At 75.3% G+C, this 18,890-nt stretch carries 17 protein-coding genes; 10 read left to right on the plus strand and 7 right to left on the minus strand.

The genetic code is table 11. The features are described 5' to 3' along the window. Positions 1-3 precede the first annotated feature (3 nt). On the plus strand, positions 4-1,662 hold the full coding sequence (locus AB0R04_RS14980) for a DNA polymerase Y family protein (RefSeq protein ID WP_363371227.1): 1,659 nt from the start codon (positions 4-6) through the stop codon (positions 1,660-1,662). Between the two features lie 81 nt (positions 1,663-1,743). Further along, positions 1,744-4,980 carry an error-prone DNA polymerase gene (locus tag AB0R04_RS14985; RefSeq protein WP_363371229.1) on the plus strand — a complete coding sequence of 1,079 codons (3,237 nt, stop codon included), beginning with the start codon at positions 1,744-1,746 and terminating at the stop codon, positions 4,978-4,980. A 66-nt stretch (positions 4,981-5,046) separates the two neighbouring features. Here the strand turns inward: AB0R04_RS14985 and AB0R04_RS14990 are convergent, their stop codons facing one another. Then, on the minus strand, positions 5,047-5,874 hold the full coding sequence (locus AB0R04_RS14990) for a TIGR03084 family metal-binding protein (protein WP_363371231.1): 828 nt from the start codon (positions 5,872-5,874) through the stop codon (positions 5,047-5,049). Between the two features lie 159 nt (positions 5,875-6,033). On the opposite strand from AB0R04_RS14990, the gene AB0R04_RS14995 reads away from it, so the two are divergent. Beyond that, positions 6,034-6,816, plus strand: coding sequence for a LuxR C-terminal-related transcriptional regulator (locus tag AB0R04_RS14995; protein ID WP_363371233.1), 783 nt, complete (start codon positions 6,034-6,036; stop codon positions 6,814-6,816). A gap of 30 nt (positions 6,817-6,846) precedes the next feature. Here AB0R04_RS14995 and AB0R04_RS15000 read toward each other — a convergent pair whose 3' ends face one another. Continuing rightward, on the minus strand, positions 6,847-8,385 hold the full coding sequence (locus AB0R04_RS15000) for an AMP-binding protein (protein ID WP_363371234.1): 1,539 nt from the start codon (positions 8,383-8,385) through the stop codon (positions 6,847-6,849). 244 nt (positions 8,386-8,629) lie between these two features. Between AB0R04_RS15000 and AB0R04_RS15005 the strand changes: the two genes are divergently transcribed. The 3 genes from AB0R04_RS15005 to AB0R04_RS15015 all read left to right on the plus strand — a co-directional run bounded on the left by AB0R04_RS15005 (position 8,630) and on the right by AB0R04_RS15015 (position 10,468). Next, positions 8,630-9,196: a GNAT family N-acetyltransferase gene (locus AB0R04_RS15005; RefSeq protein ID WP_363371236.1), complete on the plus strand. Its 567-nt coding sequence runs from the start codon at positions 8,630-8,632 to the stop codon at positions 9,194-9,196. Between the two features lie 4 nt (positions 9,197-9,200). Continuing rightward, entirely contained in the window at positions 9,201-9,587 is a 387-nt protein-coding gene (locus AB0R04_RS15010) for a VOC family protein (protein WP_063346986.1), read from the plus strand. A gap of 233 nt (positions 9,588-9,820) precedes the next feature. Further along, on the plus strand, positions 9,821-10,468 hold the full coding sequence (locus AB0R04_RS15015; RefSeq protein ID WP_363371238.1) for an NAD(P)H-binding protein: 648 nt from the start codon (positions 9,821-9,823) through the stop codon (positions 10,466-10,468). A gap of 22 nt (positions 10,469-10,490) precedes the next feature. Here the strand turns inward: AB0R04_RS15015 and AB0R04_RS15020 are convergent, their stop codons facing one another. Beyond that, positions 10,491-11,273: a class III extradiol ring-cleavage dioxygenase gene (locus tag AB0R04_RS15020; RefSeq protein ID WP_063346984.1), complete on the minus strand. Its 783-nt coding sequence runs from the start codon at positions 11,271-11,273 to the stop codon at positions 10,491-10,493. Between the two features lie 128 nt (positions 11,274-11,401). Here AB0R04_RS15020 and AB0R04_RS15025 point away from each other — a divergent pair, with 128 nt between their 5' ends. Next, positions 11,402-11,869 carry a MarR family transcriptional regulator gene (locus AB0R04_RS15025; RefSeq protein ID WP_063350998.1) on the plus strand — a complete coding sequence of 156 codons (468 nt, stop codon included), beginning with the start codon at positions 11,402-11,404 and terminating at the stop codon, positions 11,867-11,869. 64 nt (positions 11,870-11,933) lie between these two features. On the opposite strand, the gene AB0R04_RS15030 is transcribed toward AB0R04_RS15025, so the two are convergent. Beyond that, complete coding sequence (locus AB0R04_RS15030; protein WP_363371240.1) at positions 11,934-13,502, minus strand: PucR family transcriptional regulator; 1,569 nt, start codon at positions 13,500-13,502, stop codon at positions 11,934-11,936. Between the two features lie 414 nt (positions 13,503-13,916). Here AB0R04_RS15030 and AB0R04_RS15035 point away from each other — a divergent pair, with 414 nt between their 5' ends. Both AB0R04_RS15035 and AB0R04_RS15040 read left to right on the plus strand, forming a co-directional pair. Then, positions 13,917-14,369, plus strand: coding sequence for a molybdopterin-dependent oxidoreductase (locus AB0R04_RS15035; RefSeq protein WP_363371242.1), 453 nt, complete (start codon positions 13,917-13,919; stop codon positions 14,367-14,369). A 158-nt stretch (positions 14,370-14,527) separates the two neighbouring features. Further along, entirely contained in the window at positions 14,528-15,040 is a 513-nt protein-coding gene (locus AB0R04_RS15040; RefSeq protein ID WP_079135490.1) for a GNAT family protein, read from the plus strand. Positions 15,041-15,110: 70 nt separating this feature from the next. On the opposite strand, the gene AB0R04_RS15045 is transcribed toward AB0R04_RS15040, so the two are convergent. Then, positions 15,111-16,157, minus strand: a complete 1,047-nt coding sequence (locus AB0R04_RS15045; protein ID WP_063346980.1) for a LacI family DNA-binding transcriptional regulator — start codon at positions 16,155-16,157, stop codon at positions 15,111-15,113. 66 nt (positions 16,158-16,223) lie between these two features. Then, the gene (locus AB0R04_RS15050) at positions 16,224-17,093 is read right to left on the minus strand and encodes a MurR/RpiR family transcriptional regulator (RefSeq protein ID WP_063346979.1); all 870 of its coding nucleotides are present in this window, start codon (positions 17,091-17,093) and stop codon (positions 16,224-16,226) included. A 74-nt stretch (positions 17,094-17,167) separates the two neighbouring features. Here AB0R04_RS15050 and AB0R04_RS15055 point away from each other — a divergent pair, with 74 nt between their 5' ends. Then, positions 17,168-18,025: a DMT family transporter gene (locus AB0R04_RS15055; protein WP_363371245.1), complete on the plus strand. Its 858-nt coding sequence runs from the start codon at positions 17,168-17,170 to the stop codon at positions 18,023-18,025. A 76-nt stretch (positions 18,026-18,101) separates the two neighbouring features. Here the strand turns inward: AB0R04_RS15055 and AB0R04_RS15060 are convergent, their stop codons facing one another. Then, on the minus strand, positions 18,102-18,863 hold the full coding sequence (locus tag AB0R04_RS15060) for a GNAT family N-acetyltransferase (RefSeq protein WP_363371246.1): 762 nt from the start codon (positions 18,861-18,863) through the stop codon (positions 18,102-18,104). Positions 18,864-18,890 lie beyond the last annotated feature (27 nt).

Raw genomic sequence — 18,890 nt, forward strand, 5'->3', positions numbered from 1 at the left:
GCGATGGCGGACGACAGGACACCGCGGGTGCTGGTGGTCTGGTGCCCGGACTGGCCGGTGGCGGCCGTCACCGGCGACGACCCGGTGGCGGTGACCGAGGGCGGGCGGATCCTCGCATGCTCGGCGGGTGCCCGGGCGGCCGGGGTGCGGCAGGGGCAGCGGCTCAAGCTGGCCCAGCGGCTCTGCCCGGCGCTGGAGCTGCGTGACCGCGACCCGGAGGCGGAGACCGGCCGCTTCGAGCCGGTGGTCGCGGCGGTGGAGGCGTTCACGCCCCGGGTGGAGGTGGTCCGCCCGGGCCTGTGCGCGATCCCGGTGAAGGGGCCGGGCCGCTACTTCGGCGGCGAGGAGGCGCTGGCGGCCAAGGTCCGGACGGCGGTGGCGGACGCGTTGGCCCGGGAGCCGGTCCCGGACGCCGCCCCCGGCGCGGTCGCCGTGCCCGGTACGGATACCACCCCTGCGACGGAGCACCCCCCGCCCCCGCCCGCCCAGGTCGGCGTCGCCGATGGCCTGTTCGCCGCGGTGCTCGCCGCCCGCGCCGGAGTGCTGGTGCCGGCCGGGCGGACGGCGGAGTTCCTCGCGCCGTACCCGGTGGGCGTGCTCGGCGACGAGGCGCTGGCGGAGGTGCTGGGGCGGCTCGGCCTGCCGACCGTCGGGGCGTTCGCCGCGCTGCCGCCCGAGGCGGTCGCGGACCGTTTCGGTCCGGCGGGGGCGGTGGCGCACCGGCTGGCCCGGGGCTTGCAGCCGCGCCCGCTGGTGCCGCGCGACCAGGAGCCGGACCTCGCCGTCGAGCAGCGCTTCGACCCGCCCGAGCCGCTGGCGGAGCCGTTGGTGTTCGTCGCCCGCACGCTGGCCGAGCAGCTGCACCAGCGGCTGGCCGGGGCCGGGCTGACTTGTCGCCGGGTGGCCGTCGAGGTGGCCTGCGCGGACGGGCGGACGGCCTCGCGGCTGTGGCGGCACGAGGGCGGGCTGTCGGCGACGGCGTTGGCCGAGCGGGTCCGCTGGCAACTCCAGGCCTGGCAGGGCGCGGGCACGTTCGCCGCGCCCGGGGAGGCGTCCGGGGAGGCGCCCGGCGCCGGGTTCGTCCTGCTTCGGCTGGCCCCCGACGGCCTCTCCCCGGACCAGGGGCGCCAGTTGGCGCTGTGGGGCCAGGCGGTCGCGGACGACCGGGTGGAGCGCGCGGTGGCCCGGGTGCAGGCGGTGCTCGGGCACGCCGGGCTGCGCCGGATCGAGCCGGCCGGCGGGCGCGGTCCGGGCGAGCAGGCGGTCAAGGTGCCGTGGGGCGAACCGTACGAGGCGGCGGGGTCGGTCGGCGCGCCCTGGCCCGGGCGGCTGCCGGACGTGTGGCCGGCGGTGGTGCTGCGGGAGCCGGTGCCGGTGCGGGTGCTGGACGAGGCCGGGCTGCCGGTCACGGTGGACGGCCGGGCGGGGGTGTCGGCCCGCCCGGCCCTGGTGGTGTTCCACGATGGCCCGTCGGGCAGGGAGGGGCAGGGGCGACAGGAGCGGGTGGACGGCTGGACCGGCCCCTGGCCGGCGGTCGAGTACTGGTGGGACCAGTCGCTCGCCCGCCGCCGGGCCCGGTTCCAGGTCGTGCTGGGCGGTGGCCGGGCGCTGCTGCTCACGGTGGAGGGGGGTGCGTGGTACCTGGAGGCCGGCTACGACTGACGGCCGCCGGCCCGAGGGGGGAGATCCGAGGGGGCCGAGGGGGGGAGAGGTGACGAACCGCGAGAACGAAGGCGACCCCCGATGGGCTTCACCAGCCACCCCACCCTCCCCTGGAGCGAGCTGCACCGCCGCCTGACCGGCGCCGCGCCGGACCGTACGGTCGTCCCCCTGCGCCGCCCCGCCCAGGAGGAGCCCGCCCCCGGAGCCGCCGGAGCCCCCGGAGCACCCGGCGACGGCAGCGAGCCCTGGGCCGAACTGCACGTCCACTCCGCCTTCAGCTTCCTGGACGGCGCCAGCGACCCGGAGGACCTGGTCGCCGAGGCGGCCCGGCTGGGCGTGGAGACGCTGGCGATCACCGACCACGACGGCCTGTACGGCGCGGTCCGGCTGGCCGAGGCGGCCCGGGGGACGGGCGTGGCCACCGCGTTCGGCGCCGAACTGACGATCCGTCACAATGGCATAGAGGTGGAACACTTGCTGATCCTGGCCCGAGATCCGACCGGCTACCGCCGGCTGTCCGCCGCGATCGCCGCCGCCCAGCTGGCCGGCGGCGCGAAGGGCCGCCCGGCGTACGACCTCGCGGCGCTGGCCGGGGCGCACGACGGCCACTGGGCGGTGCTCACCGGCTGCCGCCTCGGCCGCGTCCCGGCAAAGCTGGACGACGGCACGGCCGGGCACCAACTCCACACCCTGACCGAGGCGTTCGGCCGCGACAACGTCCACGTGGAGCTGATCGACCAGTGGCTTCCCGGCGACGACCGGCGCAATGACGCCCTCGCCGCGCTCGCCGCCGAGCAGGGCCTTCCGGTGGTCGCCTCCACCAACGCCCACCACGCCGGCCCGGCCCAGGGCCGGCTGGCGCAGAGCCTGGCCGCGCTGCACGGGCGCCGCACCCTCCAGGACGCGGTCGGCTGGACGCGGGCAGCGGGCACCGCGCACCTGCGCTCCGGCCGGGAGATGGCCGCCCGGCTGGCCCGCTTCCCGGGGGTACGGCGGGCGACCGCCGAACTCGGCCGTTCCTGCGCCTTCGACTTCACCAGGCTGGACCCGGAGCTCCCGGGCTTCCCCGTCCCGGAGGGCGAGAGCGAGATCAGCCACCTGCGCGCCCTGGTCGCCGCCGGGGGCCCGGCCCGCTTCGGGCCCGGCAACGCGGCTGCCCGGCGCCAGCTCGCCCTGGAGCTGGACGTCATCGAGGACCTCGACCTGGCCGGCTACTTCCTGATCGTGCACGACATCGTCGACTTCTGCCGGAGCCAGGACATCTGGTGCCAGGGCCGCGGCTCGGCCGCCAACTCGGCGGTCTGCTACGCCCTGGGGATCACCGCCGTCGACCCGGTCCACTACAGGCTGCTGTTCGAACGCTTTCTGTCCACCGCCCGGGACGGGCCGCCCGACATCGACCTGGACATCGAGAACCGCCGCCGCGAGGAGGTCATCCAGTACGTCTACCGCCGCTACGGCCGCGAGCACGCCGCGCAGGTCGCCAACGTGATCACCTACCGGCCCCGGCTGGCGATCCGCGACGCGGCCAGGGTGCTCGGCTACCCGCAGGGCCAGGTGGACGCGTTCAGCCGGCAGACCGACTTCCGCTCCGCACCCGGCGCGGACGCCGTGATCCCCACCGACGTGCTCTCGCTCGCCGCCCAACTCCACGGCCTGCCGCGCCACCTGGGCATCCACTCGGGCGGCATGGTGCTCACCAGGGAGCCGATCGGTGAGATCTGCCCGACCGAGTGGGCCCGGATGCCCGGGCGTTCGGTGCTGCAGTGGGACAAGGAGTCCACCGCCGGCGCCGGGCTGGTGAAGATCGACCTGCTCGGCCTCGGCATGCTCGCCGCGCTGCACGACGCCTGCGACCTGGTCGCCGAGCACCACGGCCTGCGCTACGACCTGGCCACCATCCCGGACGGCGACGCGGGCGTGTACGCGATGCTGCGCCGGGCGGACACCGTCGGCGTGTTCCAGGTCGAGTCGCGGGCCCAGATGGCGACGCTGCCCCGGCTCAAGCCGGACCACTTCTACGACCTGGTGGTCGAGGTCGCGCTGATCCGGCCCGGCCCGATCCAGGGCGGCTCCGTGCACCCGTACCTGCGCCGCCGGGCGGGCGCCGAACCGGCCGGCTGCCCGCACCCGCTGATGGAGAACGCGCTCGGCAAGACCCTCGGGGTGCCGCTGTTCCAGGAGCAGATGATGCAACTCGCCATCGACTGCGCCGGGTTCACGCCTGCCGAGGCGGACCGGCTGCGGCAGGCGATGGGCGCCAAGCGCTCGCACGAGCGGGTCGCCCGGCTGCGCGAGCGGCTGCTCGGCGGGATGGCCGAGCGCGGCATCCCCGAGGAGGTCGCCGAGGACGTCTACGGCAAGATCGAGGCGTTCTCCAACTACGGCTTCCCGGAGAGCCATGCGATCAGCTTCGCCTACCTGGTGTACGCCAGCGCCTGGCTCAAGTACCACTTCCCGGCGGCCTTCACCTGCGCCCTGCTGGCCAACCAGCCGATGGGCTTCTACTCGCCGCTGAGCCTGGTCGCGGACGCCCGGCGGCACGGCGTGCGGGTGCGCGGGGTGGACGTCAACGCCAGCGCGCCGCGCCCCGCCCTGGAGCCGCACCGGGGGCCGACGCCGGAGCCGCCGCTGACCGCGGGCCGCCCGCAGCCGGCGATCCGGCTGGGCCTGGAGACGGTGCGCGGTATCGGCGCCCCGCAGGCCGCGGCGATCGCGGCCGGGCAACCGTACGCCGACCTGGAGGACTTCGCGCGCCGCACCGGTCTGCCCGCGCCGGCGCTGGAGGCGCTGGCGACGGCGGGCGCCTTCGATTGCTTCGAACTGACGAGGCGTCAGGCACTGTGGACGGCAGGGGCGTTCGCCGGGATCTCGGCCGCACTGATCCCGGGGACCGCGCCCGGGACGGAGGCGCCGCCGCTGCCCGGCATGAGCCCGGTCGAGGAGACCATCGCCGACCTGTGGGCCACCGGAACCTCCGCCACCAGCCACCCGCTCCAGCACCTGCGCGCCCGCCTGGAACGCGGCGGCGCCCTGTCCGCCGCCGAACTCCCCGACGCGGCGCCGGGATCGGAGGTGGTGGTCGGCGGCCTGGTCACCCACCGGCAGCGGCCGCCGACGGCCGGCGGGGTGCTCTTCCTCAGCCTGGAGGACGAGACCGGCCTGATCAACGTGGTCTGCAACCGCCCGGTCTGGGAGTCCCAGCGCCGCACCGCCCTCGACCGGGCCGGCCTGCTGGTCCACGGCCGCATCGAGCGCGACCGCGGCGCCACCAACCTGATCGCCACCCGGCTCACCCCGCTGCGGATCGGACTCTGAGCGGGGTGAGCCGAGGGCGGGATCCTGGACTGCCCTCCACACCAGGGGATGTGACGATCAGTCAGCTCAGGCGGGCGTCCGTCCCTTGCCCGGGGCGCCGGCGAAGACCTGGGCGATGGGGAGCCAGGCGGTCGCGGTGGGGCCGGTGGCGGTGAGGGCGAGGTCGTCGCGGTGGCGGCGCTGCGTCACCAGGAGGCAGAAGTCCAGGGCCGGGCCGGTCACCCGGTCCGTGGCGCCGTCCGGTCCGAAGGTCCACAGGCCGCCGTCGGGCGCGGTCAGTTCGAGCCGGACGGGCGATTCGGGGGCGGGCAGCCCGTGCAGGGTGAACGCGAAGCCGAGGGTGCGCAGCCCCAGGTGGGCGATGTGCCGCAGCCGGGCGGTGGGCTCGCGGGCGGCGCCGAGCGCGTCGGCGACGTCCTGGCCGTGCGCCCAGGTCTCCATCAGTCGGGCGGTCGCCATCGAGGCGGGCTTCATCGGCGGGCCGAACCACGGCAGCCGGGTGCCGGCCGGGGTGGCGGCCAGTGCGGCCGACACCTCCTCCCGGCCGGCGCGCCAACGGGCGAGCAGGTCCGCGGGTGCGGCGGCCGCGCCGCTCGCCGCGCCCTCGTCCACCGGGTCGACGCCGGCGGCTGGCAGCGTGCCGAAGCGCTCGTCGAGGGTGGCGGCGAAGCCGTCCGCGTCGCGCGCGGCCAGCGCCGTCCAGTCGTCGGTCCAGGCCAGGTGGGCGATCTGGTGTGCGATCGTCCAGCCCTCGGCAGGCGTCGGGCGCGCCCAGCCGGCCGGGTCCAGCCCGGCCACCAGGGCGTCCAGCGCCGCGCTCTCGGCCCGCAGGTCGTCCAGCAACGCGGTCAGGACGTCCGCCGCGGGCGTCGTCGGGGTGTTCGGGTCCGTCATCGGTTTCCGTCCTTCCGGGTCCGGCGCGTTACCTGCCGGTAAGCCACGGCCGCACCCTACGCCCGGCCCGGCCGCCGTGCCCGCCACTGCGTCGAAGACGCGGGGAACACCCATGTCAGCACTCTCGCCAGCGGCCGTGCCACGTGTGACAATCTCGCGATGACAAGGGCGAAGACGGGCCCCGGGGCCGCGGACACCCTCACCACCCCGGCGCACTCGGACGATCCCGGGCTCGCCGCCCGCGCCGCCGAGTTGGTGCGGGACGCCGTGCTCGGCGACCTTGCGCGGCGGGTGGTGGCCGAGTGCGGGGCCGACGTCGGACTGGTCGGCGTGCCGCAGCCGCCGGCCGGGCCCCGGGGGCGCGACGCGGGCATGGTGTTGCGCCACTGGGCCGGCACCCGGGCCGACCTGCTGCACGACCGGGCCGTCCCGACCGGCACCGGCCTGGGCGGGCGGGCACTGGCAGAGCGGGCGCCCAGCTGGGTGCCCGACTACCGTGCCGCCACCACGATCTCGCACGACCACGACGCCGCCGTCAGCGCCGAGGACCTGTACGCGATGCTCACCGTGCCGCTGCTGCACGGCGACACCGTGTACGGCGTGGTGTACGCGTCGCTGCGCGCCGTCGTCCCGTTCGGGGACGTGCGGATCGCCGCCGTCGGCGAACTGGCCGCGACGGCGACCCGGGCCCTGGCCGGGGCGGCCGCCTGGCGGTCCGCGCCGCCCCGACGGGCCGCCCCCGTACGGCCGTTGACCCCGCGTGAGCACGAGGTGCTGCGCTGGGCGGCGACCGGCCGGACCAATCCGGAGATCGCCGCCCGGCTGGGCCTCACCTGCAACACCGTGACGGGCTACCTGAAGTCCGCGATGCACAAGCTCGGCGTCCGCAACCGCACCGAACTCGCCCTGGCGGCACGCGAGTCCGGCCTGGTCGACCGGTGAACGTGCCTGGTCGGGGCCAGTGGGTGCGCCTCAGCCGACCTGCCGCTCCCGCCCCGCCCAGTACGGCTCGCGCAGCCGGAACTTCTGCAGCTTCCCGGTGGCGGTCCGCGGCAGGGCCGCCCGGAACTCCACCGAGGTGGGCGACTTGTAGCCGGCCAGCCGCTGCTTGCAGTGCGCGATCAACTCGGCCTCGGTGACGGGCCCCTGGCCCTCCCGGAGGACCACCAGCGCCTTGACGGTCTCGCCCCACTTCTCGTGCGGCACTCCGATCACCGCGGCTTCGGCGACCGCCGGGTGGCTGTACAGGCAGTCCTCCACCTCGATCGAGGAGACGTTCTCCCCGCCGCTGATGATGACGTCCTTCTTCCGGTCCGAGATGGTCAGTTGGCCGTCCTGGCCGAGGACGCCGCCGTCGCCGGTGTGGAACCAGCCGTCCCGCAGGGCGTCCGCGGTGGCCGCGGGCTGCCGCCAGTAGCCGTCCAGCACGGTGTTGGAGCGCACCAGGATCTCGCCGGAGGCGTCGACCCGCAGCCGGGTGCCGAGCGCCGGGGCGCCCGCCTGCACCAGCTTCTCGGCCCGTTCGGCGGCGGGCAGGGTGTCCCACTCGGCGCGCGAGCGGTTGACCGTGACCACCGGGGAGGTCTCGGTCAGGCCGTAGAGCTGCATGAACTCCCAGCCCAGCTCGGACTCGACCTGCTGCACCACCGAGGTCGGCGGCGGCGCGCCGGCCACCACGATCCGCACCCGGTCCCGGCCCGGCACCGGGCCGTCCCACTCGGCGGCCGCGTCCAGCACCATCTGGACCACGGCGGGCGCGCCGCTGAGGAAGGTCACCCCGTGCCGCTCGACCCGGCGCAGGATCTCCGCGCCGTCGACCTTGCGCAGCACGATGTGCCGGGCGCCGAGCCCGGTGAGGGCGAACGGCAGGCCCCAGCCGTTGGCGTGGAACATCGGCAGGGTGTGCAGGTAGACGTCCCGGTCGCCGGCGCCGTAGTGCAGGCCCATCAGTACCGCGTTCAGCCAGATGTTGCGGTGGGTGAGCTGAACGCCCTTGGGGCGGGCGGTGGTTCCGCTGGTGTAGTTGATCGTGGCGGTGTCGTTCTCGGCGATCTCGTACCGCCGGGGGGAGTTGTCGAAGTCGTGGAGCAGCGCGTCGCTGTCCGCGCCGAGCACGAACTTGTGCTTGGCCACCACCCCGCCCAGTGCGTCGGCGAGTTCGGGGTCGACCAGCAGGACGGACGCGCCGCTCTGCTCGACGATGTACGCCACCTCCTCGGCCTTCAGTCGGAAGTTCACCGGGACCAGCACCCGCCCGTACCCGCTCACCCCGAACAGGGAGGTCAGCAGCCGGGCCGAGTTGTGCGACACGACGGCGACCCGCTCGCCCGGCCCGACGCCCAGCCGGTCCAGCCCGGCCGCCTGCGCCCGGGCCAGTTCGGCGACCCGGCGGTAGCTCAGCTCGCCCCAGGATTCGGCCGGCTGCACCGGCTCGTCGACGATGCCGACCCGGTCGCCGTAGACCAGCTCGGCCCGGTCGAGGAAGTCCATCACGGAGAGTGGAATCTGCATGCGCCCACTGTCCTCTCCCACCCGCCCGCCGGACACCCCCGATCGGGGGTGTCGCCTGTCGGGAGCAGAGTGGAAGGAGCGGATTCCGTTTGCTGAGCCCGTCGCGAACAGACGGGCGACCGATGCGGCGGGCCGGCCGGCCACCTGCTAGGAAGATCGCACCGAACGGCCATGCACCCACGGGGAGAAGCACCATGAGCGACCGACGACCGGGCAGCACCCGCCACGAGGCCGGGGGACTGCGGTGACCGCCCCCGTCACCACGCACCCGAGGGCCGAGGGCCTGCTGCTGCGCCCCTTCGAGGACGCGGACGCACCGGCCCTGATCGAGGCGTACCGGGACGAGACGCTGCGCCGCTTCACCCGCACCCCGGTGGGGAACGCCGAGGAGGCCGCGCACTGGCTCGGGCTGCAGTACAGGGGCCGGGCGGAGGGCCACCGGTACAGCTTCGCGGTGCTGGAGCCCGGCACGGGCGAACTGCTCGGCAACGTCGCGCTCAAGCGCGGCACCCCGGGCGGGGAGGCGGCCGAGGTGGGCTACTGGACGGCGGCCGCGGCCCGCGGCCGGGGGGTGGCCCCGCGCGCGGTGGTGGCGCTCACCGCCTGGGCCTTCGAGGTGCTCGCCGACGACGGCCTGGTCCAGATCGACCTGCTGCACCAGGTGGACAACGCGGCCTCCTGCCGGGTCGCGGAGAAGAGCGGCTACGCCTTCCAGGAGGTGCTGACGGCCTTGCCGCCGGAGTTCCCGTTGGACGGTCACCGGCACTCCAGGAAAAGGCTGGACGGAGCCGAACACGGCAGGTCAGAGTAGCCGGATGGGATCTCTGGTACGACACGTGACGATCGACTGCGCCGACCCGCACGGCCTCGCGCAGTTCTGGGCCCAGGCGCTGGACGGCACCCTGGGCGAGGACGACAACCCGGGTGACGAGGAGGCGGTGGTGGAGTCTGCGGGCGCCTCGCTGCTGTTCATCCGGGTGCCCGACGGCAAGTCGGTGAAGAACCGGGTCCATCTCGACCTCCAGCCGCAGGACCGCAGCCGGGACGAGGAGGTGGAGCGCCTGGTCGCGCTGGGCGCGACGGTGCTCGGCGACCACCGCACCCCGGACGGCAAGGGCTGGGTCACCCTGGGCGACCCTGAGGGCAACGAGCTGTGCGTCGAGCGCAGCCAGGCCGAGCGCATCGCCACCGGCAACGCCTGAGCCACCGCCTGGACCAACGTCTGAGCCACCGCCCGGGCCACCGCCTGAACGACCGGCCGCCGAGTCCACGAGGACTTGGCGGCCGTTCGGTTCGCCCCGCCCGGCGCACCCGTCACACGACAGGCCGACGTCTCGGGCCGTCGCAGTGGAACCGTCCGATAATCGAACCTGGCTGATGCCACGTCGCGGCGACCTTCCCCGACCCCACCACCCGAGAGACAGGCAGGTACCCCATGGCCAGAATCGCCGTGATCGGCGCCAACGGCACCATCGGCAGCGCCGTCGTCGCGGAGGCGGCCGCGCGCGGGCACGAAGTCACCGCGGTGGTCCGCGACCCGGACCGCTACCAGGGTGAGGCGGCCTTCGTCGAACGCGCGGACGTCCTGGACCCGGCCCAGATGGCCCGGGTGGCGGCCGGCCAGGACGTCCTGGTGAGCGCGGTCGGCGGCGGCGACGGCCCAGGCCACCTGGCGCTGATCGGGCCGGCCGCCCGTTCGCTGGTGGAGGGCCTGCGCTCGCTCGGCGACGTCGCGCCCCGGCTGATCGCGGTCGGTGGCGCGGGCAGCCTGGAGACCGCGCCGGGGGTGCGGGTCTGGGACGCGCCGGGGCTGCCGGAGCCGGTGCTGGAGATCATGCATGCGCACGGCGCGGCGCTGGACTACTACCGGGCGGTCTCCGACGTCCGCTGGACGGTGCTCAGCCCGGCCGCCGAGATCGGCCCGGGGGAGCGGACCGGCCGCTACCGGACGGGCCTGGAGCAGCTGCTCACGGATGCTGCCGGGCGCAGCCGGATCTCGGTGCCGGACTACGCGGTCGCCCTGGTCGACGAGGCCGAGCAGCCCGAGCACATCGGCGAACGCTTCACTTGCTGCGCGCTGTAACCCTCAGTTACGGCGCGCCCGGTCAGCCCAGCTGGATCGACCGCTTGGCGAGCCCCATCCAGAACCCGTCGATGACGCTGCGCTGGCTGCCGAGGTCGGCCTCGCCGGCGCCGAGGGTGACGAACAGCGGGGCGAAGTGCTCGGTGCGCGGGTGGGCGAGCCGCCCGGCGGGGGCCTTGCGCTCGAAGTCGAGCAGCGCGTCCAGGTCGTGGGCGTCCAGGGCGCGCCGGCCCCAGTCGTCGAACTCGGCCATCACCGAGCTGATCCGGCCGTCGTTGCTGAGCGCCCGCAGGTTGTGGGTGAAGAAGCCGCTGCCGACGATCAGCACGCCCTCGTCGCGCAGCGGGGCGAGCCGGCGGCCGATCTCCAGCAGCCGCTGCGGGTCGAGCGTGGGCATGGAGATCTGGAGGACGGGGATGTCGGCCTCCGGGAACATCTCCACCAGCGGGACGTACGCGCCGTGGTCGAGGCCGCGGTCGGGGATGTCCTGGACGGGCGTGCCGGGGGCGCGCAGCAGCTTGCGGACGCGGTCGGCGAGCGCCGGTGCGCCGGGGGCGGCGTACTGGACCCGGTAGTAGTGCTCGGGGAAGCCCCAGAAGTCGTACACCAGCGGCACGGTGGTGACGGCGCCGAGGGCGAGCGGTGCCTCCTCCCAGTGGGCGGAGACCATCAGGACGGCCTTGGGTCGGGGCAGGTCGGCGGACCAGGCGGCCAGTTCACCGGGCCAGACCGGGTCGTCGGCGAGCGGCGGCGCGCCGTGCGAGAGGTACAGGGCGGGCATACGCTCGGGGGCCGCGGTGCTCATGGCGTCCTCCTCCTGGGTCGACGGAACGGGTGGCTCAAACAAGTAGTTCAAATTTGAACCTCTACTCGCTGACCGTACACCTTCGTTCGAATTTGAACAACAGGAGTAGGCTTCACCACATGTCCACACTGAACGAACCCCGCTGGCTGGACCAGGACGAGATGGCTGCCTGGCGGGGCTTCGTCGTCGCGAGCAACCTGCTCAACCGCCGACTGGAGCGCCAGCTCAAGGAGGACTCCGGCCTCTCGCACCAGCAGTACGAGATCCTGGTCCACCTGTCCGCCGCCCCGGCCCACGCGCTGCGGATGACCGAACTCGCCGACAAGCTGGTCACCTCCAAGAGCGGCCTCACCTACCAGGTCACCCAGCTGGAGCGGATGGGCCTGGTCGCCCGCCGCTCCTGCCCCAGCGACGTGCGCGGCGTCATCGCCGAACTCACCGACCAGGGGCGGGAGTCACTGCGGCAGGCCGCACCCGGGCACGTCGCCCTGGTCCGCGAGCTGCTGATCGACGTGCTCACCCGCGAGCAACTGGCCGTGCTCGCCGAAAGCCTCGGCGAGGTCAGCGCCCGGCTGCGCCTCGACGACACACCCTGAAGCCCCTCAGTCAGTTCCCCTGCGCTGCCCCCCCCCGCAGCAGCCGCCGCTCCCGTTCGGCGGTCTACCGAGCCTGAGCCCGGACCGGCTGCGGGGCGCAGAGCAGGGCGGTCCGCAGGTCGAGCCGGTCCCGCAGTCGGGCCAGGCTGCGGCCGGTCAGCTCCTCGATCCGGCGGATCCGGTAGTGCACGGTGTTGACGTGGATGCACAGCGCCTCGGCCGTCCGCGCCCACGAGCCGTCGTGGTCCAGGAAGACCGCCAGGGTGCCCAGCAGCGAGACGCTGTTCTCCCGGTCGTGGGCGGCCAGCGGGGCCAGCAACCGGGAGTGGAAGGCGGCCGTCACCTCCGGCGGGATGCCGCGCAGCAGCCCGTCCAGCGAGTCCAGTTCGGCGGCGCTGCCGACCGGGCCGGCCGAGCCCTCCAGCACGTAGCGGGCCTGCACCAGCGCCGCCCGCAGTGCGGCGGGGGCGGGCGGGGCGGCCGGGCCGACGCCCACCCGCAGGGTGCACCGGCCGGTCAGCCGGCACTGCAGCGCGGGCCGGGCCCGGCGCAGCCGTTCGGCGACCTGCTCGACCGGCGCGGCCACCAGCGCGGCGGACCGCCCGCCGCGGTCGGTCCCGGCGGCGTACGGCACGCCGAGCGGGTGCAGCGCCTCGGCCAGCGCGTACGCCGCCCAGGCGACGGGCGGGCCGTCGCCCGGCGCGGCACCCGCCTCGCCCGCCCGGCCGCCGTCGATCCGCGCGGTGACCGCCACCAGCGACTCGGCCCCGCCCAGCCCGCAGGCCGCGAGCGGCTCGGCGAGCCCGGCCTCCCCGGCGAGCGCGTCCAGTAGCCGCCCGGCGGCCCGGCGCCGTGCGCCCGCGTCGGCGTGGGCGCGGACGGCGAGCGGGGCGAGCAGTTCGGCCAGGGCCTGGAGTGCCGGTTCGGCCGCCGCCGAGCGCAGGTGCGGGCGCAGCCGCCAGCCGTCGAACGGCGAGCCGTCCTGCGGCCCGACGGGCAGCCCGGTGTCGCCGCGCCCGGCGGGCGGGACGGGTGCGGCGGTGGTAGGTACGGCGGTGACGGCAGTGGCGGGTGCGGCGGTGGCGGCGACGGCCCGGCCGCCGGCGGTGGTGATCGAGCAGTCCGGCACCCCGAGCCGGCCGACCGCGTGGGCCAGCACCTCGCCGGCCCCGGCGTCCGCGTGCAGCAGGTCGAGCAGTTCGTGCCGGACGGTCTCCGGGATCGCCGCGGTGTCCTGGGCGCCGGCCCGCAGGTCCCCCCAGAGCCGCAGGTAGACGCGGTCGGTGACGGCACGGAAGCTGACTCCGGCGGGCACCGCCAGCAGCGGGATGCCGTGGGTGCGGCAGGCGTCGGCGAGGCTGTCCGGGACGCTGCCGTGGGTGCCCTCGCCGGCCAGCAGCGCCGCCACGCCCGCGCTGCGCAGGGCGGTGGCGAAGCGCAGCGCGCCGGAGGCGTCGGCGGGCTGCCACCAGACCAGGCCGGTGAGGACGAGTTCGCCGGGCTGGAGGTAGCGGGCCGGGTCCTGGAGGTCGGTGGAGCTGAGCCCGGTGACCGGGCGGTCGAGCAGGTCCGGGGTGCCCCAGGCCAGGCGGATGTCCAGGTCGTCGAGGTGCAGCAGGTCGCCGACGATCATCTCTCGCTCATCTCGCTCTCGCCTTTGTGCGCCGCGCACGGCTGCTCCTCGCAAGTGCAAGTTTCAGGTGCGTATGGGCATCGTAAATGCAAGTCATGCGGCGGCGATTCTTCTTGTCGGATCATCCAGTGCGGGCACCCTCCGCGGGTGTGCGGAACCAGTCGTCCGCCCGATTGCGGTGCTGCTTCCATCGGCTTTCGCGGCTTCCGCCGGCTTCCACCGGTGCGGGGCGCGTCGAGCCGCCTCCTCGGACGTGCCCGCCCCCGCCCCCGCAGTTGCCAGCTGAAAGTGCTCCATCTCATCGCAGATGCCGCTGAAATCATCCTTTCAGCACCGCAGCTGCGAATGCCCGGGCCCTCCCTCGGGTAACCCCCTCCCGGGTCGCAGCGGCGCGGCCCGGGAGGAGGGAGCACCATGACCCCGTCGAGCCCCACCGTCCGGCTGCACGGCCACTTCGACCGGCCCGCCGAGCTGTCGGTCGACCAGCTGCGCGCCCTCACCGCGCACCGCGTCGAGGTCAGCTTCGACTGCCTGGCCGAGGGCGAGCAGCGGCACGACTACGAGGGGCCCGCGCTCTGGGACGTGCTGTGCGCGGCCCGGCCCCGGATCGACTTCTCCGGGCGCAAGCAGCGGCTGCGCTTCCTGCTGTCGGTCAGCGGCGCGGACGGCCACCGGGCCGTCGTCTCCTGGGCCGAGATCGACCCCGACTTCGGCGGCCAGCGGATCCTGCTGGCCACCAGCATGGACGGAGCCCCGCTGGACGCCGCCGGCCCGCAGCTCGTCGTCCCCGACGACCACTGCGGCGCCCGCTACGTCAGCGGGGTCACCGCCGTGTGGCTCGGCCCGCTGGGTGAACCGGCGGCCTGAGCCCCGGCCGCGCGCGGGCCTTGACCCCGCCCCGGGGCCCGCTCTCGCCGAGGGCTTCGCGGTGGAGCATCGTCGCTGCTCGGAGGGGGTGCGGGCGATTGCGGGGAATACCGAAAAACAGCTCGCCGGATGCCTGTTTCCGTGCCAACATGCCCCATATGGGGACGATTCTGCACGGCACCCTGGTGACCCTCCGCACCGCCGGCACCGACGACATCCCGGCGCTCGCGGCCATCCGCGGCACGCCCGAGGTGTTCGCCCGCTGGCGGGGCGGTGACGACCTCGCCGACGCCGTCGCCAGCGACCTGGAGGAGCCCGACACCGAGACCCTCGCCGTCGAGGTGGGCGGGAAGATCGTCGGTGCCATCCAGTGGTACGCCAACAACGACGACGAGTACCGGCACGCCGGCATCGACATCTACCTCGACCCGGAGGTCCACGGCGTCGGCCTCGGCGCGGACGCCGTCCGCACGCTGGCCCGCCACCTCGTCGACCACCACCACTACCACCGGCTGATCATCGACCCGGCGGCCGACAACACGGCCGCGATCCGCTGCTACGCGAAGGTCGGTTTCCGCTCCGTCGGCACCATGCGCCAGTACGAGCGCGGCCCGGACGGCACCTGGCACGACAACCTGCTGATGGACCTCCTCGCGGACGAGCTCCGCTGACCGGCGCGCCCGCGCGGCGGTAGGCGGCCCGGCAGCGGCCCGACCGGCCCGGAGCGCGCGTGGCGCGGAGTCAGATCGCGGCTGCTCCCGCGGTCGCCCGCTCCGGCGCCGGGCAGCCGCAGGTGCGTCGCAGCACCAGCCGGGCCGGGAAGGTCCGCGCGCCGGTGGAGCGCCGCTCGGCCCCGCCGAGGACCAGATCGACCGCGGCGCGGGCCATCTCGTCCTGCGCGGTCGCGACGGTGGTCAGCGCCGGGCCGGCGATCACCGCCTCGGCGATGTCGTCGAATCCGGCCACCGCGAGCTGCTCCGGCACCCGGATGCCCAGGTCGTCGGCGGCCCGCAGCAGGCCGATCGCCTGGTCGTCGGTCGTGCAGAACACGGCGGACGGCCGGTCGGGCCGGGCCAGCAGGGCGAGCGCCTCGGCGTGCGCCCGGACGCGGTCGAACGGCGCCGGCACCAGCCGCCCCTCGGTCGCCAGCCCGGCCTCGGCCAGCGCGGCGGCCCAGCCGGCCGTCCGCCCGGTGACCGGGTCGTGCGGGCTGAGCGCGAGGGTGCCGCCGAAGCAGTGCACCTCGGCGTGGCCGTGCCCGAGCAGGTGCCGGACCACCTCGCGGGCGCCGCCCTCGTCGTCCGCCACCACCGCGACGCCGTCGGCGGTCTCCGCCCGGTGGTGCAGCAGTACGACCGAGGTGCCGTCGCCCACGTCGAAGCCGGTGAGCCCGGGGGTGGCCGGGTCCTGGGTGACGAGGATCAGCCCGTCGACCTGCATGCCGAGGAACGCGCGGATGTAGTGCGCCTCGCGCTCGTCCACGTAGTCGGAGTTGCCGATCAGCAGGAGCCGGCCGTGGTCGGCGGCGGCCTGCTCGACGGCGTGCGCGAGCCCGGCGAAGAACGGCTGGCGGGCGTCCGGCACGACCATGCCGAGCAGGTTGGTCCGCCGCCGTGCCATCGCCTGGGCGACCCGGTTGGGGCGGTAGCCGAGCTCCTCGACCGCCGCGAGCACCCGCGCCCGGGTCGCGGGCGCCACCGGCCGCGGCCCGTCGTTGATCACATAACTCACGACCGCCGTGGACGTCCCCGCCACCCGCGCCACATCGTCCCGTGTCACCCTCGCCATGCCCGCGAGCCTACACAGCGCCTCCGACAGCTCCGGGCTGCCGTCGCCGCCGGGCGCCCGCCGTGGTCAGTACGTGTGGTCCGCGGTGATGTCCGCCGAGAGGCCGAGGGCCTGTTCGGCGGGTCGCCCGCGCAGCGCCAGCAGGGTCTGGGCGAGCGCGTCGACGGCGGCCAGGTGGGCGAGCCGGCTGGCCGTGGTCTCCAGGCCGAAGACCAGGTCCTGCCCGCCCGCGACCAGGGTGTGGGTGGCCGTCTCGGTGAGCGGCGAGCGGGCGTAGCTGGTGAGCGCGACCACGGCCGCCCCGGCCGCCCGGGCCCGGCGCGCGGCGTCGATCACCAGCGGGGTGGCGCCGCCGTGGCTGACCGCGAAGCAGACGCCGTCGGGCGGGAGCTGGGCGGCGGCCAGCTGGGCGGTGAGCGGGTCGGCGGGGGCGTCGACGCGCAGGCCGAGCGCGCGCAGCCGGTAGGCGAGGTCGAGCACCACCGCGCCGGACAGCCCGGAGCCGACCAGCACCACCTGGCCGGCGCCGGCCAGCACGTCGGCGGCCGCCCGCAGGTCGTCGGCGGTGAGCGTGGCGGTGATCCCGTCCAGGGCCGCGCGGGCGGCCCGCAGGGTGTCGGCGAGGGCCCGGGCGGCCGGGTCGCGTGCGTCGTCGTCGGCGGGGGCCGGGGCCGTGGCGGGGGAGTGCCGGGCGGCGGCGATCTTCAGCTCCTGGTAGCCGCGGAAGCCGAGCCGCTGGCAGGCCCGGACCACGGAGGAGGGGGCGGTGCCGGCCAGCGCGGCGACGTCGCTGACGCTCAGGTGCACCAGGCCGGCGCCCCGGTCGAGCACCACCTCGGCCACCCGCGCCTCGGCGCCGCGCAGGTCGCCGAGCCGGGCCCGGATCCGCGCGGCGAGCTGGGACTCCAGGGGCGTCATGTCGGAATGTCCTTCCATGGCGCTAGGGTAGCGTGGAATTCGGTTCCAGGCCGTGCCGGGTCGCCGGAAGGCCGTCGGAGGGGAGCTTCGCCATGCCCGAGATCGTGCCGGCTGTGCCGGTGGCCGTGCTCGCCGCGGCCGTGCTGCACGCCGTCTGGAACGGCCTGGCCCACCGGATTCCGGACAAGCTGGTCGGCTTCGCGCTGATCAACCTGACCTACACCGCGTGCGCGCTGGTCCTGGTGCTGCTCAACCCGCTGCCGGCGGCCTCGTCCTGGCCGTACCTGCTGGCCTCGGTCGCCGTCCAGACGACGTCGACGGTCCTGCTGCTGCGCGCCTACCAGCTGGGCGACTTCGGGCAGATGTACCCGATCGCGCGCGGCTCGGCGCCGCTGCTGGTGGCCCTGCTGTCGGCCACCGTGCTCGGTCAGCACCCGGGCGCGGGCGAGCTGTTGGGCGTCGTGGTGATCTCCTGCGGCCTGATCGGGCTGGCCTTCGCCAAGGGCGTCCCGGGGCGGGCGCAGCTGCCCGCGCTCGGGGCCGCCGCCGGGACGGGCGTGATGATCGCCGTCTACACGGTGCTGGACGGCAGCGGCGTCCGGCACGCCGGGACGGTCGGCGGCTACGTGGCCTGGCTGTTCCTGTTGCAGGGGCCGACGCTCGCGCTGATCGTCTGGGTCCGGCGCGGCCGTTCGCTGCTGACCGGGGTCGGCAAGGTGGTGCCGGTGGGGATCGCGGGAGGCGTGCTCTCGCTGACGGCCTACGGCCTGGTGGTGTGGGCGCAGTCCCGGGGGGACTTGGCGACGATCGCGGCGCTGCGTGAGACCAGCATCGTGATCGCCGCCCTGATCGCCACTGTGGTGTTCCGGGAGCGGCTCGGCCGTCTGCGGCTGACCGCCAGCATCACGGTGCTGGTCGGGATAGCCGTCCTGGAGCTGGCCCGGCCGTAGGGCGTGCCCTAGCTAGGTCTGTCCGGCCGATCGCGGGCTGATCCACCAGGACCGGCCGGACAGGGACTGGTGGCCGTCAGCTCTTCTCCGGCACGATCACGGTCAGCTTGGTGTTCAGCAGCTCGAAGCCCAGGGACTCGTAGAGCCGGCGGGCCGGGTTGCCGTCGGTGACGGCCAACTGCACCTCGACGAGCCCGCGTTCGGCGGCGTCGGCGAGGGCGCAGCGCAGCAGGTCCGCGCCGAGGCCCCGGTAGCCGAGCTCCGGGTGCCGGAAGACGTCGGCGATCCACGGCAGGCCGCCGCGGTCGGTGAGGACGAGCCCGGCCACCACCCGGTCCTGCGTGTCCACGGCGAGCAGGCTGGACGGCAGCACCGGCCCGATGACCTCGCCGGCGAGCAGCGGGGCGATCCGCTGCGCCAGCGCCTGCCGGTCGTCGCCCGCGAAGTGGTCCGGGTGCCCCGGGGCGAACGCGGCCCGCCAGGCCTCGAACAGGTCCTCGGGCGCGCGGTCGCAGGGTACGGCCCGCAGGCCGCCGCGCAGCGGGGCCCCGGTCCAGTCGGCGGGCGGCGGGTCGGCGACCAGGTCGCGCCGCATGGCGTGGGAGTGCCGGAGCACGGTGGCGCCGTGCTCCAGCAGGGCGAGGCCGAACTCGGGGGTCCCGGAGACCACCCACCCGGCCAGCTCGGTGCGGACGAACTCCACCGGGTCGGTGCCGCTGTTCCCGTCCACCACCTCCAGCAGGTCGGCCCAGGGCCGCCCCTCCCGCTCGCCCGGCAGGTAGCGCACCACCGGTACGCCCTCGCCGTTTCGCCCGATCACCCAGTTCGTTTCGGTCACACCCAGCCCCATTCGCACGGTCGTTCG

This window comes from Kitasatospora sp. NPDC056731, from assembly GCF_040687675.1.
Lineage (GTDB): Bacteria > Actinomycetota > Actinomycetes > Streptomycetales > Streptomycetaceae > Kitasatospora.

Excerpts from the sequence above, each read along its gene's own strand:
- AB0R04_RS15000 (WP_363371234.1), bottom strand. The coding sequence starts at position 8,385 with ATGCAGATTCCACTCTCCGTGATGGACTTCCTCGACCGGGCCGAGCTG.
- AB0R04_RS15040 (WP_079135490.1), top strand. The coding sequence starts at position 14,528 with ATGGGGACGATTCTGCACGGCACCCTGGTGACCCTCCGCACCGCCGGC.
- AB0R04_RS15015 (WP_363371238.1), top strand. The coding sequence starts at position 9,821 with ATGGCCAGAATCGCCGTGATCGGCGCCAACGGCACCATCGGCAGCGCC.
- AB0R04_RS14995 (WP_363371233.1), top strand. The coding sequence starts at position 6,034 with ATGACAAGGGCGAAGACGGGCCCCGGGGCCGCGGACACCCTCACCACC.
- AB0R04_RS15045 (WP_063346980.1), bottom strand. The coding sequence starts at position 16,157 with ATGGCGAGGGTGACACGGGACGATGTGGCGCGGGTGGCGGGGACGTCC.
- AB0R04_RS15050 (WP_063346979.1), bottom strand. The coding sequence starts at position 17,093 with ATGGAAGGACATTCCGACATGACGCCCCTGGAGTCCCAGCTCGCCGCG.
- AB0R04_RS14990 (WP_363371231.1), bottom strand. The coding sequence starts at position 5,874 with ATGACGGACCCGAACACCCCGACGACGCCCGCGGCGGACGTCCTGACC.
- AB0R04_RS15010 (WP_063346986.1), top strand. The coding sequence starts at position 9,201 with ATGGGATCTCTGGTACGACACGTGACGATCGACTGCGCCGACCCGCAC.
- AB0R04_RS14985 (WP_363371229.1), top strand. The coding sequence starts at position 1,744 with ATGGGCTTCACCAGCCACCCCACCCTCCCCTGGAGCGAGCTGCACCGC.
- AB0R04_RS15020 (WP_063346984.1), bottom strand. The coding sequence starts at position 11,273 with ATGAGCACCGCGGCCCCCGAGCGTATGCCCGCCCTGTACCTCTCGCAC.
- AB0R04_RS15035 (WP_363371242.1), top strand. The coding sequence starts at position 13,917 with ATGACCCCGTCGAGCCCCACCGTCCGGCTGCACGGCCACTTCGACCGG.
- AB0R04_RS15030 (WP_363371240.1), bottom strand. The coding sequence starts at position 13,502 with ATGATCGTCGGCGACCTGCTGCACCTCGACGACCTGGACATCCGCCTG.
- AB0R04_RS14980 (WP_363371227.1), top strand. The coding sequence starts at position 4 with ATGGCGGACGACAGGACACCGCGGGTGCTGGTGGTCTGGTGCCCGGAC.
- AB0R04_RS15055 (WP_363371245.1), top strand. The coding sequence starts at position 17,168 with ATGCCCGAGATCGTGCCGGCTGTGCCGGTGGCCGTGCTCGCCGCGGCC.